Source organism: Promicromonospora sp. NPDC052451 (assembly GCF_044547525.1).
Taxonomy (GTDB): Bacteria; Actinomycetota; Actinomycetes; order Actinomycetales; family Cellulomonadaceae; genus Promicromonospora.
Window position 1 is genome coordinate 150,477 of sequence record NZ_JBIUAP010000006.1, and the last position, 12,319, is coordinate 162,795.

15 protein-coding genes are annotated in these 12,319 nt (G+C 72.5%); 8 read left to right on the top strand and 7 right to left on the bottom strand.

Annotated features, from left to right (window positions below; translation table 11 throughout):
* Positions 1 to 142: 142 nt before the first annotated feature.
* Positions 143 to 1,318 carry a UDP-N-acetylglucosamine--N-acetylmuramyl-(pentapeptide) pyrophosphoryl-undecaprenol N-acetylglucosamine transferase gene (locus tag ACIG47_RS12585; RefSeq protein ID WP_397431092.1) on the top strand — a complete coding sequence of 392 codons (1,176 nt, stop codon included), beginning with the start codon at positions 143 to 145 and terminating at the stop codon, positions 1,316 to 1,318.
* 88 nt (positions 1,319 to 1,406) lie between these two features.
* Here ACIG47_RS12585 and ACIG47_RS12590 read toward each other — a convergent pair whose 3' ends face one another.
* Together ACIG47_RS12590 and ACIG47_RS12595 are read right to left on the bottom strand one after the other, a co-directional pair.
* Positions 1,407 to 1,826, bottom strand: coding sequence for a hypothetical protein (locus ACIG47_RS12590; RefSeq protein WP_397431093.1), 420 nt, complete (start codon positions 1,824 to 1,826; stop codon positions 1,407 to 1,409).
* A gap of 202 nt (positions 1,827 to 2,028) precedes the next feature.
* Positions 2,029 to 2,472 (bottom strand): MarR family winged helix-turn-helix transcriptional regulator, encoded by a 444-nt coding sequence (locus ACIG47_RS12595; protein ID WP_397431095.1) that lies wholly within the window; start codon positions 2,470 to 2,472, stop codon positions 2,029 to 2,031.
* A gap of 102 nt (positions 2,473 to 2,574) precedes the next feature.
* Here ACIG47_RS12595 and ACIG47_RS12600 point away from each other — a divergent pair, with 102 nt between their 5' ends.
* The 6 genes from ACIG47_RS12600 to ACIG47_RS12625 all read left to right on the top strand — a co-directional run bounded on the left by ACIG47_RS12600 (position 2,575) and on the right by ACIG47_RS12625 (position 6,582).
* Entirely contained in the window at positions 2,575 to 3,378 is an 804-nt protein-coding gene (locus tag ACIG47_RS12600) for an SDR family NAD(P)-dependent oxidoreductase (RefSeq protein WP_397431096.1), read from the top strand.
* Between the two features lie 100 nt (positions 3,379 to 3,478).
* Entirely contained in the window at positions 3,479 to 4,015 is a 537-nt protein-coding gene (locus ACIG47_RS12605; protein WP_397431098.1) for a cysteine hydrolase family protein, read from the top strand.
* Positions 4,016 to 4,054: 39 nt separating this feature from the next.
* Complete coding sequence (locus ACIG47_RS12610) at positions 4,055 to 4,480, top strand: GNAT family N-acetyltransferase (protein ID WP_397431099.1); 426 nt, start codon at positions 4,055 to 4,057, stop codon at positions 4,478 to 4,480.
* An 87-nt stretch (positions 4,481 to 4,567) separates the two neighbouring features.
* Entirely contained in the window at positions 4,568 to 5,242 is a 675-nt protein-coding gene (locus ACIG47_RS12615; RefSeq protein WP_397431100.1) for a YceI family protein, read from the top strand.
* 33 nt (positions 5,243 to 5,275) lie between these two features.
* Entirely contained in the window at positions 5,276 to 5,791 is a 516-nt protein-coding gene (locus ACIG47_RS12620; protein ID WP_397411336.1) for a sigma-70 family RNA polymerase sigma factor, read from the top strand.
* Positions 5,788 to 6,582 carry an anti-sigma factor family protein gene (locus ACIG47_RS12625; RefSeq protein WP_397431101.1) on the top strand — a complete coding sequence of 265 codons (795 nt, stop codon included), beginning with the start codon at positions 5,788 to 5,790 and terminating at the stop codon, positions 6,580 to 6,582. The genes ACIG47_RS12620 and ACIG47_RS12625 overlap by 4 nt, the downstream gene beginning before the upstream one ends.
* A 13-nt stretch (positions 6,583 to 6,595) precedes the next feature.
* Here ACIG47_RS12625 and ACIG47_RS12630 read toward each other — a convergent pair whose 3' ends face one another.
* The 3 genes from ACIG47_RS12630 to ACIG47_RS12640 form a co-directional block, all read right to left on the bottom strand.
* A complete protein-coding gene (locus ACIG47_RS12630; protein ID WP_397431103.1) occupies positions 6,596 to 7,078 on the bottom strand; it encodes a nitroreductase/quinone reductase family protein in 483 nt (160 codons plus the stop codon).
* A gap of 187 nt (positions 7,079 to 7,265) precedes the next feature.
* Positions 7,266 to 8,159 carry an endonuclease I family protein gene (locus ACIG47_RS12635; protein WP_397431105.1) on the bottom strand — a complete coding sequence of 298 codons (894 nt, stop codon included), beginning with the start codon at positions 8,157 to 8,159 and terminating at the stop codon, positions 7,266 to 7,268.
* Positions 8,160 to 8,354: 195 nt separating this feature from the next.
* Positions 8,355 to 9,125, bottom strand: coding sequence for an SDR family NAD(P)-dependent oxidoreductase (locus ACIG47_RS12640; protein WP_397431106.1), 771 nt, complete (start codon positions 9,123 to 9,125; stop codon positions 8,355 to 8,357).
* 66 nt (positions 9,126 to 9,191) lie between these two features.
* Here ACIG47_RS12640 and ACIG47_RS12645 point away from each other — a divergent pair, with 66 nt between their 5' ends.
* A complete protein-coding gene (locus ACIG47_RS12645) occupies positions 9,192 to 9,827 on the top strand; it encodes a TetR/AcrR family transcriptional regulator (protein ID WP_397431108.1) in 636 nt (211 codons plus the stop codon).
* Here the strand turns inward: ACIG47_RS12645 and ACIG47_RS12650 are convergent.
* Complete coding sequence (locus ACIG47_RS12650; RefSeq protein ID WP_397411348.1) at positions 9,809 to 11,308, bottom strand: sulfatase-like hydrolase/transferase; 1,500 nt, start codon at positions 11,306 to 11,308, stop codon at positions 9,809 to 9,811. The two genes, ACIG47_RS12645 and ACIG47_RS12650, sit on opposite strands and share 19 nt — an antisense overlap.
* Positions 11,309 to 11,312: 4 nt before the next feature.
* Positions 11,313 to 12,311, bottom strand: a complete 999-nt coding sequence (locus ACIG47_RS12655) for an aliphatic sulfonate ABC transporter substrate-binding protein (protein WP_397431110.1) — start codon at positions 12,309 to 12,311, stop codon at positions 11,313 to 11,315.
* Between the last annotated feature and the right edge of the window lie 8 nt (positions 12,312 to 12,319).

The following is a 12,319-nucleotide window of genomic DNA, read 5'->3' on the forward strand; positions in this document are numbered from 1 at the left end:
CACGAAAGGCCCGATCGCGTCGGTCAGCGACCAGGCACCGCCCCCGGCACGGCCCAGACCACGACCGCAAACCCTCCGACCACCACAAATCGCCTACAGTTGGCATCGCGCCCCCACCCCTGCCGTCCCGGGAGATGTCTTCGTGAGTTCACACCCGCGCGAGTTCCGACTTCTCGTCACCGGTGGAGGGACCGGCGGCCACACCTACCCCGCACTCACGACGCTCCGCGCGCTCCAGGCCCGGCTGGCGCAGGAGGGCACGCCGGTCGGCGTGCTCTGGGCCGGCACCGAGAACGGCCTGGAGGCCCAGGTCACGGCCACCGAGGGCATCCGCTTCGTGCCCGTCGCCACGGGCAAGCTGCGCCGGTCGAGCAACCCGCTGGCCATGCTCTCGGCCACCAACATGAAGGACATGGCGCGGGTTCCCATCGGTGTCGCGCAGGCTCGGTCGATCGTGGCCGAGTTCAAGCCCGACGTGATCCTCTCCACGGGTGGCTACGTCGCCGTGCCCGTCGGGCTCGCGGCGAACATGCTGCGCCGTCCGCTCGTGGTGCACGAGCAGACCGTGGGCCTGGGGCTCGCCAACCGCCTGCTGGCCAAGCGCGCCACCCGCGTGGCGGTGTCGTCGCCGTCGACCCTGGAGCTGTTGCCCGAGCGCGTGCGCGAGCGGGCCGTGGTCACCGGCAACCCGGTCCGGGCCGAGGTGATGACCGGTGAGCCGCTGAAGGCCGTGGACGCCCTCGGCCTCGACTCGTTCGACCCCGACCTCCCGGTCCTGTACGTCACGGGCGGCGCGCAGGGTTCGGTGCAGATCAACACTCTGGTCACCGAGGCCCTGCCGTGGTTGCTGCAGCGCACCAACGTGATCCACCAGTGCGGCCCGAACAACCTCCAGGACATGTTCGAGAGCACGGCCTCGCTGCCCGCCGAGCTGGCGGCGCGCTACCGCGTCATGGGCTTCGTCGGCCCCGAGCTGCCCGACGTGCTCGCCCTGGCCGACATCGTCGTCTCCCGCAGCGGCGCCGGGACCATCGCGGAGCTCACCGCCCTGGGCAAGCCCGCGGTGCTGATCCCGCTCCCCTCGGCCGCCGGGAACGAGCAGGCGCACAACGCGCGCCGACTGCAGGACCTGGGCGCCGCCATCTCCCTGGAGGGCGACGTCACCTACCCCGACCTCCGCGGGGCGCTGGCCGGGCTCCTGGAGAACGCCGGACGCCGCGAGCGGATGTCCCGCGCCTCCCGCGAGAACGGCCACCCGGACGCCGCGGAGCGCCTGGTCGACGTCCTCCTGGAGGCGGCGCGCCCGTCGGCCGCATGACGCCACCTGTGCGACCGCCGGGGCCTGTCCAGGACCCCGAAAGAGTCCTCACCGAAGCCGACCCTCGGAAGGCTTGACGAACGAGCCGCTAGACGACCGTGTACTGATAAGCGGACGATTCCCAGGTGCCGTCGTAATTGCGCCAGGTGAAGGTCCAGCGGATCTCGTGCCCTTCGGGGAAGTTCTTGTTGCATGCGGTCCATCCGGCGTCCACACCCTGCCGGTTGATGCACATTCCTGAACGGTCGCCGTCCAGGTCCGTCCACGTCACGAACGGCGATTCTCCGTCCTTGAGCCCGTCCTTGATCCAGATGAGGTCACCGTAGGGCTGGACGCATGCCTGGTAGCGGTCGACCGACGCGCAGTCCTTCGAGTGCGAGGAGTAGGCACGGGGCTCCGTGTAGTTCACCTCGTAGGCCGCCGCCTGGGCGGGTGCGACGGCTCCGAGACCCACCCCGAGGGCGACGAGCGCCGTGAGTACAGCGGTCCTGATCCTCTTGTGGTTCATGGCTCTCCCCGTGTTGAGTGGCAGGTTGCGACCCGGCGTCCGAGTGGAAATACCGGTGAGGTCGGACGTTATTGGCCGCGCACTGCTTCCACAACGACTGCTTCCGCGTACCCCGGGTCCCGGAATAGCGCGGCCAGCGGCTTTGCGCCCACATGCAATAGTGCTTTTGCACCCTGCTGCAAACGGTGGACGCCGGCAGCGCCTACGTCGTACGTCGCGCAGCGCCCGACGACGTCGTCAGCGCCTTGGCCAGCAACCTCGCCAGCTCCCGCAGCTCGTCCGCGTCCAGGCCCGCGAACGGCGTCCGCTCCAGGGTCCCCGCGATGACCTCGGCCCGTACCCGCCGCCCCTCCTCGGTCAGCACGACGACGCGTGACCGCCGGTCGTGCGGGTCGGTGACACGCTCGACCAGTCCCCGCTCGACGAGCTGGTTGGTGACGAAGCTGAGGTTCGGCGCGTTGCAGTAGAGCCGTTCGCTCATCACCTTCATCGACGGCGGAGCCTCCTCCGGGTCGATGACCCACAGTGCCTGCGCCGTCTGCAGCGTGAGCCGGTGCCGCGCCACGAGGTCGGCCACGCGGTCGCCCGTGATCATGAAGAGCTCGTGGTTCGCCCGGACGGCGGCTTCGAGATCGGTCTGGCTCATCCGCCGATCCTACGCGAGATTACTTCGAGACTCGAAGGTGTTAGGGTCCAAACTACTTCGAGACTCGAAGCATCTGACGCCATCTGACGGAGAGGCACGCACATGCACACCTACCGGGGCACCACATCCCTCGTCACCGGGGCCAGCCGCGGGCTCGGCACGGCCTACGCGGACGAGCTCGCCCGCCGCGGCTCGGACCTCGTGCTGGTGGCACGGTCCGCGACCGCGCTCGACGAGGTGGCGACCCGCCTGCGCGCCACGCACGACGTCGCCGTCACCACCCTCACGGCAGACCTGACGGACCGCGAGCAGGTCACCAGCCTCCTGCACGACCTCGACGCGGCAGCCCCCATCGACCTGCTCGTCAACAACGCGGGCATGGGCCCGGCCGGCCCCTTCCTGGACCGGCCGCTCGAACCTGCGCAGAGGTCGGTCGACCTCAACGTCTCCGCGCTCATGACGCTGACCCACGCCCTCGGCGCCCGGATGGTGGCCAGGGGTCGCGGCGGCATCGTCAACGTCGCCTCGACGGCGGCCTTCCAGCCCATGCCGTACCAGGCCGGCTACGCCGCGACCAAGGCGTTCGTGCTGTCGTTCACGGAGGCCCTGGCCGAGGAGCTGCGCGGCACGGGCGTGCACGCCATGGCGGCGCACCCCGGTGCCACCGAGACCACGTTCTTCGAGGGCACCTCGCACACCATGGACCCGCGGATCACGGACTCCCCCGCCGACGTCGCGCGCCGCACCCTCGACGACTTCGCCCGCGGCCGGAGCGCGTCCTACCCGGGCCGCCGGCTCAACCAGGTCGGCTCGTGGGTCCACCGGTTCCTGCCCCGCTCCACCACGGTCCGGCTCACCGGCAGGATCAACCGCACGCTGGGCCTCGACGCCGTCCGCGCCGCATAGCCCGAAGGACGCCCCCGCGCGCGCCGTCCAGAACCCCGGCCCGCGGGCGGTCGCTCGGTGATGGACGCGCCGCTCCCGCGGCACCTGGGACGATGGGCCCGTGACCACCGTTCTCCTCGTCATCGACCTCCAGGCCGACGTCGTGGCTCCCTGCTTCGACGCCGACGGTGTCGTCGCCCGCTGCGCCGCCCTCGTCGAGCGGGCCCGGCGCACCGGCACCCCCGTCGTCTGGGTGCAGCACCACGAGCCCGGCCTCGACCGCGGCACCCCCGGCTGGGCCCTCGCGGACGGCCTCGCACGGCACGCGGACGAGCCCCTCGTGCACAAGGCGTACCGCGACTCCTTCGCCGAGACGGACCTGCGCGCGACGCTGGACGGGTTCGGGGCCACACGCCTGGTCGTCGTCGGCGCGCAGTCCGACTTCTGCGTGCGGACCACCACCCAGCGCGCCGCCGCGCTCGGCTACGACGTGACCCTGGTGAGCGACGGCCACACCACCACCGACAGCGTGTGGGACGGCGTGCACGTCACGGGCGAGCAGATCGTCGCGCACACCAACATGTACTTCTCGGGGCTGCGCTACCCCGGGAGCACCTTCGGCGTCGCGCGCCACGACGAGGTCGCGCTCGCCGGCTGAGGCGCCCGCAAGGTCTGGCCGCGACCGTACGGTGATCCCATGAACGACGACCCCTACCTCCTGCTCCCCACCGCGCCGAGCGTGGACGAGTACGTGCACCTGCGTGCGGCGTCGGGCCTCTCGCCGAAGACGCCCGAGCAGGCCGCCCCGGTGCTCACGGCGAGCTGGGCGTTCTGCCACGTCCGCGAGGTCGCCACGGACACGGCGGTCGCCATGGGCCGCACCCTGGGCGACGGCGGCTGGTACTTCCACATCGCCGACATCGCGACGCTGCCGGAGCACCAGAGCCGCGGCCTGGGCCGCCGCGTCATGACGTGGCTCCTGGCGCAGATCGCCGAGCGCGCGCCGGCCGACCCGTACGTCACGCTCAACGCGGACGCGCCCGGGCGGCCCCTGTACCGCAGCCTGGGCTTCGTCGAGACGGCGCCCGCGAGCGTCGCGATGCGCCTGACGACCACGGACTGAGAAGCCGGATTGAACCGATCCCCCCTTTCACCCGTCGTGAGGGGCAGAGGCCGGCACCGGGTCGGCCTGCGAACGAGAGGGGCGGACGTGCGCACAGGAGCAAAGGTGGGGATCGGCGTCGGGGCGGCAGTGGTCGTGGTCGGGGCGGCCGCGGCGATCTGGGGTCCGGGCCTGTACGCCGACTGGGTCGGTCCGGCGGACGCAGCGCCCACGCTCGAACAGTCCGTGGCACCGCTGACCGACGCCGACGCGGCGGACGGCACATGGACCATCGGCGAGGGCTCGTTCGCCGGCTACCGCCTCGACGAGGTGCTGCAGGGCCAGGACGTCACGGTCACCGGCCGCACCGAGGACGTCACCGGTTCGGTCACGGTGGCGGACGGCGCCATCTCGGCGGCGACCGTGGAGGTCGACATGTCCACCGTGGCGACCGACGAGGCCAACCGTGACGCGTACTTCCGCGACCAGGCGCTGGAGGTGGGCACCTATCCGACGGCGACGTTCGAGCTCACCGAGCCGGCACCGATCGAGGAGGGTGCCACCGCCGTCGAGCTGACGGGCGAGCTCACGGTGCACGGCGTGACGCAGCCGGCCACGGTCGAGGCCGAGGTCGCGGGCGACGCCGCGAACGGCGAGCCGGTCCAGGTGGTCGGCAGCGTGCCGGTCACGTTCGCGGACTTCGACGTCGAGGCGCCGGACCTGGGCTTCGTGACGGTGGAGGACGATGGCAGCATCGAGTTCTCGCTGCAGCTCCAGAAGTAACCCCGGCGAGCGGCCCCAGGAGGTGACGGAGGCGTGAACACAGGCGCGGGCGCGGAGGACGAGCTCCTCGCGGCGGTCCACGACGCGCACGCCGACGCGCTGTACCGGTACGTGGTGCGGCGCACGGGCGACGAGGAGGAGGCGCGCGACGTGGTGCAGGAGACCCTGCTGCGCGCGTGGCGCCACCCCGAGGTGCTCGAACGTCCCGAGGACTCGGTGCGCGCCTGGCTGTTCACCGTCGCGCGCAACCTGACCGTCGACCACCTCCGCAGCGCCCGCCGCACCCGCGAGCGGGCCACGGGGCACGTCCCGGACCAGGAGGAGCGGGACACGACGCAGGCCGTGCTCGACTCGTGGCTGGTGGCCGACGCCCTGGTGTCGCTCTCGCCGGCGCACCGGGCGGTCGTCGTGGGCGCGTACTACGGCGGCCGCTCGGTGGCCGAGCTCGCCACCGAGATGGGCATCGCACCCGGGACCGTGAAGTCCCGCCTGCACTACGGGCTGCGCGCGCTGCGGCTGGCCCTGCAGGAGAAAGGAGTCACCTCATGATCCCGGTGGCAGACGAGGGGCACGGCGGCGACCGGTACGCCGAGTGGGACGCCGCGTACGTGCTCGGCGCCCTGAGCCCGAGCGACCGCCGGGCGTACGAGCGACACCTGGCCGAGTGCGATGCGTGCCGCGCCGCCGTGGCCGACCTCGCCGGAATGCCCGGCCTGCTCAGCACGCTCACCGCGGCGCACGCGGAGGCGCTGGCCGCCGACCTCCCGGACGGCGAGCGAACCGACGGCGGCGGACCCGCGCGCCCGGGCCCCGGCGCCGCCGACGTGATCCCGCTCGCGGGCCTCGCCGGGGCGGCCCGCCGTTCCCGCCGCCGACGCCGCACGCTGGGTGCCGTCGCGGCGTCCGCCCTGCTCGCGGTGGGCGTCGCGGGCGGCACGCTGCTCGGGAACGACACCCTGGGCGACACCCCCGACGGCACGACGACGGTCGCCGCCGCGGGCGCCCGCACCGTCCAGCTCCGCCCGGTGGGCGACGCCGACATGCGCGCCGAGCTCGTCGTCACCCCCACCACCTGGGGCACGAGCCTGCGCTGGAGCTGCCACTACCCGCCCGCGCCCGGGCAGCCGCCCGAGGAGAGCTACGTACCGCCGGAGCCGATCACCTACGACCTCGTGCTGGTCGCGCGGGACGGGGCGCGCACGGTCGCGGGCACGTGGTCGTGGAAGGGCGGGGCGACGATCGGGCTGGACGCGTCGTCGGCGGTACCGCTCACCGACGTGGACCGGATCGAGATCACGCTCGACGGTCAGGAGGAGGCCCTGGCGTCCGCGACGCTCTGAGCGACGCCGTCGGTCACTCCCGGTGCGTGGGCTCGTACCGGGGCTCCAGGACCACGAGCACGGTCTCGGTCGACCGCAGGGCGGCGTAGGCGTCGAGGTGCGGCTCCACCTCGCGCCACCGGGCCCACAACCGGTCGCGCTCGTGACCGTGCGCCGCCCGGGCGCGCACCAGCCGGTCGCCGTCGACCAGGTCCACCGTCGCGTCCGGGTGCGCCTGCAGGTTGAGCCACCACGCGGGGTCGCCGTCGGACCACCCGTTCATCGCCAGGGTGACGATGTTCGGGCCGTCCTCGACGTAGGCGAGGATCACGCTGTGCTCGCGGCAGGTGCTGCGGCCCGAGGTGGTCAGCCGCAGCATCCCCCAGCTCCCCGCCCTCGGCCGGCGCAGGCCCAGGCGACCGCCGGTGAGACGGTAGAGGCGGCGGTGCAGCCCCCACGCCGTCCGGACGAACCAGCGCGGCGGGACCCGCACCTCAGACGTGCTCTCGCCAGCCATGCCGACCTCCGCGTCCGCGTCGTCGCCCGCCGGGCGCCCCGTCGCAGCGGCGCCGTACGGGCCTGCTCCCTCCAGCGTAAGGAACCCGGCGAGCCGGGGCCATCGTTCCCCGCGGACGATCTGGCGGCGTCGAATGACGCGCGGCGGGCCCCGGACACCGGGACCCGCCGCGCGCACCGTAGGGAGATCAGCCCCAGATGGCGTCCGCCCACTCCGGGTGGTCGACGAACGGGTTGCGGTTGTGCTGGAACTGCTCGTAGATCACGTCGTTGCGGTGCGCCTCGAAGTCCGACACGGGATCGGCGGCGTTCCAGGCAAGGAGCGTGGACAGCCGGCCGTGGTACGGGGCCGAGCCGTTGTTCACGGAGTCGTTGGGCTCCAGGTCGGCAAAGCTGTCCTCACCCTCCCAGCGCACCGCCATGTACAGGATCATGCGGGCGACGTCGCCCTTCACCTCGTCGCGGGGCTCGAAGGAGTCGGCGTCCGTGAAGTTGCCCGGCGCGCCGCTCACCTCGCTGCCGCCCTCGTCGAAGTCCTTGTTGCCGCGGATGCTGTTGACCTGCACGTCCGTGGGGCGCAGGTGGTGCAGGTCGGTGCCCGGCCCGGTCGAGGTGCCGAAGTCGCCGTGAGACTTGGCCCAGACGTGCTCGCGGTTCCAGTCGCCCACGTCGCCGCCGTTCAGGTTCTTGGCCCGCGACTCGCCGCTGTACAGGAGGATCACGTTGTCCGGGTCGGCGGGGTCCTCGTCCGTGGCCATCAGGCCGTCCCAGACCTCGCTGTAGGACAGGGCGTCGGCGTCGCTGATGATGTCGTTGAGCTCGGCCTTGAGCGCGTCGCCCGTCAGGCCCTCGGCGCTGTCGTAGTAGCCGGCGGGGACGTCGGCCACGGCGGCCGGCCGCGCCGCCTCCGCCGTCGTCGCGCCCTGCCCGGCAACCGGCCCGACGTCGTACCCGGCGTCGTACCCGGCGACCTGCGCGACCGCACCCGGCGCCACCAGCACCCCGGCACCGACCGCCAGCGCGGACAGCCCGCCCCACAGCGCCGGCCCGATTCCCTGTGCCCGTCCGAGACGTGTGCGCATCGTCGACCTCCGTGTCCGTCGGCCCGCGACCCCCTGCGGGCTACGGCGCCTCGCCCACCCTGACACGCCCCGACCCTGACCTGAGGTGACATCAGTAAACTTTGGGTGAAATCTCGCGACATGCACCCCTTTCACCCGGACGACCATCAAGCGGTTGCTGCCAGAATCAGCCGGATCCTGGCAGCAACCGCATGGTCACGCCGCGACGACCGCGACGCCGCTGCGGCCGCCGTCGACGTCGAGCACCGTGCCGTGCACGAACCGGGCGTCGTCCGAGGCGAGGTACACCACCGCGGCGCCGATCGCGTCCGGGTGGCCCGGCGCGCCGGCCGGTGTGCCGACCGTGATCTCCTCCGAGAACGAGACGTCCGGGTCGAGCTCGGGAGGGCGGACGACGCCCGGCGCGACGGCGTTGACCCGCACGCCCTGGGGGCCGAGCTCGGCGGCCCACGAGCGGGTCAGCGACTCCAGCGCGGCCTTGGTGGACGCGTAGGCGCCACCGACGGGCAGCGCCAGCCGGGCCACCCACGAGCCGAGGTTGACGATCGCGCCGCCACCGCCGGCGACCATGCGGGGCGCGACGGCCTGGGTGAGGAAGTACGGGGCCTTGACGTTCACGGCGTACAGCCGGTCGAGGGCCTCCGCGTCGGTCTCGGCCAGGGTCGGCGCCGAGCGGTAGATGCCGGCGTTGTTCACCAGCACGTCGATGCGCCCGCCCAGCACCTCGGCGGCCGCCGCGGCGAGCGTGTGGCTCGCCTCCGGGCTGCCGTCGAGGTCGGCCCGGACGAAGTCGGCGGCGCCGCCCGTGGCGCGGATGCCCGCCACGACCGCCGCGCCACGCTGCTCGTCGCGGCCCGAGACGACGACGTGCGCCCCCTGGGCCGCGAGCGCCTCGGCGATCGCCCGTCCGATGTTGCTGGTGGACCCGGTCACGAGGGCGGTCCGGCCCGTGAGTCGCTGTGTCATGCCGGCGACGCTAGGAACCCTTTTTTGGACTAGCAAGTCCAGAAAATTGGCCGTAGCGTCGGCACCGTGAAGCTCACGCCCAAGGGTCAGGCCACCCGGCAGCGCATCCTCGAGGGCGCCGCCGGGTACCTGCGCGGCACGGACCCCGGTGCGGCCACGCTCGACGACGTCCTCGCCGTCACGCGTACCAGCAAGGGTCAGCTCTTCCACTACTTCCCGGGCGGCAAGGAGGAGCTGCTGCTCGCCGTCGCACGCCACGAGGCCGACCGGGTGCTCACCGACCAGGAGCCGCACCTGAGCGCGCTCGACTCCTGGGAGTCGTGGTGGGCGTGGCGCGACGCCGTCCTGCAGCGGTACCGCGCCCAGGGCCGGCACTGCCCGCTGGGCGCACTGATGGACCAGGTGTCGAGCACCGCGGGGGCGAGCGAGGTGGTGACCGAGCTGCTGGACCAGTGGCAGCGCCGCGTCCGGGACGGCGTCCTGACGATGCAGGCCAAGGGCCTGGTCAGCCCGGGCCTGGATCCCGCCGTGGTGGCCGGCGCGTTCGTCGCCGGCATCCAGGGCGGGGTCCAGGTGCTGCGCGCCACGGGCAGCACGGACCAGCTCCAGTCGGTCCTGGACCTGCTGCTGGACCACCTGCGCACGGGGCCCGCCCCGGCCGGGCCGGACCGTGCCCCGGACCGTCAGGCGACGCCGCGGTAGGTGGTCTCGTCCAGGCCCGACTGGGTCGGGTCGTGGTCGACCTCCCCGACGTCGTACATCGTGGTCATCCAGTGGTAGAAGTTGTCGCCCCGGTCCCGGAGCAGCCCGTAGAGGCGGCTCGTCATCCGCCGGCGCACGTCCGCCAGGTCCGGGTCCTCGTACGCGTTGGACAGTTCGTCCGGGTCCTCCTGGAGGTCGTAGAGCTCGTTCACCGAGTCGGGGTTGACCACCAGCTTGTACCGGTCCTCCCGCAGCATGCGCTGCGGGTAGGGGAAGTGGTGCCCGTGGAACTCGCACACGATGTCCTGCTGCCACTCGACGTCGAGCCCCCGCGCCAGCGGGAGCAGGCTGCGTGAGTCGACGGCGGGCGCCGGGTCGGCCCCGGCCAGCTCCAGGATGGTCGCCGTGCAGTCCAGCAGGCTGACGAACTCGGTGCGCACCTGGCCGGCCGGGCCGCCGGGGACCCGCAGCAGGCCGGGCGTGCGGTAGATGTCCTCGTACATGGCCGGGCCCTTGTCGTGCAGGCGGTGCGCGCCGGTGAACTCGCCGTGGTCGCACGTGAAGAACACCGCGGTGTCGTCCACGAGCCCGAGCCGCTCCAGCGCGTCCAGCACCCGCCCGATCTGCTGGTCGATGAGCGTCACGTAGCCCCAGTAGACCGCGATGAGCTTGCGCGTCACCTCGATCGGCATGGTGTCGAAGGTCCAGTGGGCGCTGTAGTTGGCCTGGACGGGCGGCTTGCCCTCGAACGTCTCCGCGACAGAGGCAGGCAGCTCCACGTCGGCCGGGTCGACCAGGTCGAAGTACTCGTCCGGCACGATGTACGGCAGGTGGGGCCCGAAGAAGCTCAGCTCCAGGAAGAACGGCCGCTGTCCCGACCGGTACTCGTCCGCGTACCGCTCCAGCAGCTCGATCGTCCGCGTCGCCAGGTAGTGCTCGAAGGTGGCCTCCACGGGCTGGTGCAGCCGGGCCGCCAGCAGGTTGCCCGGGCCGCCGTTGGGCAGCGTGCCGCGGATGCGGTCGCTGATCTCGTACGGCGGCAGGTCGTGCTCGGCCAGGTAGGCCAGGTAGTCCTCGTTCTCCACGGGGTTGTGCCACCCGGGCAGGTCCGGCCCGTCGAACCCGAACGACGCAGCGTTCTTCACGGTGCCGGCGTGCCACTTGCCCACCAGCCCCGTGTTGTACCCCCGCTCACGCAGGGCCTCGACGAAGGTGAAGGTGCCGTCGGCCAGGTCCTCCTGGTAGCCCACGTTGCGCTCGTGGTTGGCCAGCACGCGGTGCCGGAACGGCGCCTGCCCGGTGAGCAGGCTCGCGCGCGACGGCGTGCAGATCGCCGTCGGCGTGTACCACCGGTCGAACCGGGTGCCGGACGCCGCGAGCCGGTCCAGCACCGGCGTGGCCGCCAGCGGGTTGCCGTAGGCCCCCAGCGTGTCGGCCCGGTGCTGGTCGGTCATGAGGAACAGGACGTTCGTGCCTGCCACCGGGTCACTCACCCGCCTGGACGAACTGGTCGCCGAGGTAGAACTCCGCGGGGTCCACGGCCTCGGGCAGCTGCCCGGCGTCCACGAAGTACTCCTGCATGCCCGTCAGCCACGTGTCGGTGGTGCCGTCCTGCGTGAGCGCGTCGGCCTCCTGCGCGTCGAGCACGTCGACGTTCGCGGCGTCCGCCTCGACGTCGGCGGCCTCCAGACCGTTGAAGTCGGCGGTGAGGGCGATCGTCTCGTCCAGGTGGTCGGCCCGGTAGTCCATGGCCTCGCGCAGCACCTTGAGCACGGCGTCGACCTTCTCCGCGTCGTCGGCCACGACGTCGTTCCCGGCGACGAACGCCGTCGGGAAGGCGATCGTCTCCTCGAAGTCCGTGTTCTGGGCGAGCTCGACCAGGTCGGGCACCTGCTCCTTGACCGTGGCGAGCGCCGGGTACCAGAAGCCCGCGGCGTCGACCTGCCCCGAGGACAGCGCCGACACGATGGCCGGCGGCTCCATGGGCACGAGCTCGACGTCGTCCTTGGTCATGCCCGCCTCCTGAAGGGCGAGGGTAAGGATCATGTCGCCCGAGGTGCCCTCCGGCACGGCGACGGTCTTGCCCGCGAGGTCCTCGACGGACTCGATGCCGGGCTGCGCCACGACGCGGTCGGCCCGGCCCAGGGTGTTCAGCGCGACGATCTTGGCCTGCCCGGAGGCGGGCAGCCAGAACGCGCCCGGCCCGATGTACCCGAAGTCGAGGTCGCCCGTGCCGAGCGCCTGGACCTGCAGCGGCCCGTTGGTGAACGACGACGTCGTGGCGTCGATGCCGTGCTTCTCCCACAGGCCCTGGTCCTCCGCGATCGCCAGGAGGCTGGTGCCGTTGAAGTCGGGGATGTAGCCGAAGTTCACCTCGACGGTGCCGCCGTCCGCGCCGGACGCGCCGCCGGAGCAGGCGCCCACGGAGAGCACGAGGGCGAGGCCGGCGAACGCGGCGCCGAAGGTCTTCCTGGTCAGTCGCATGATGTCCT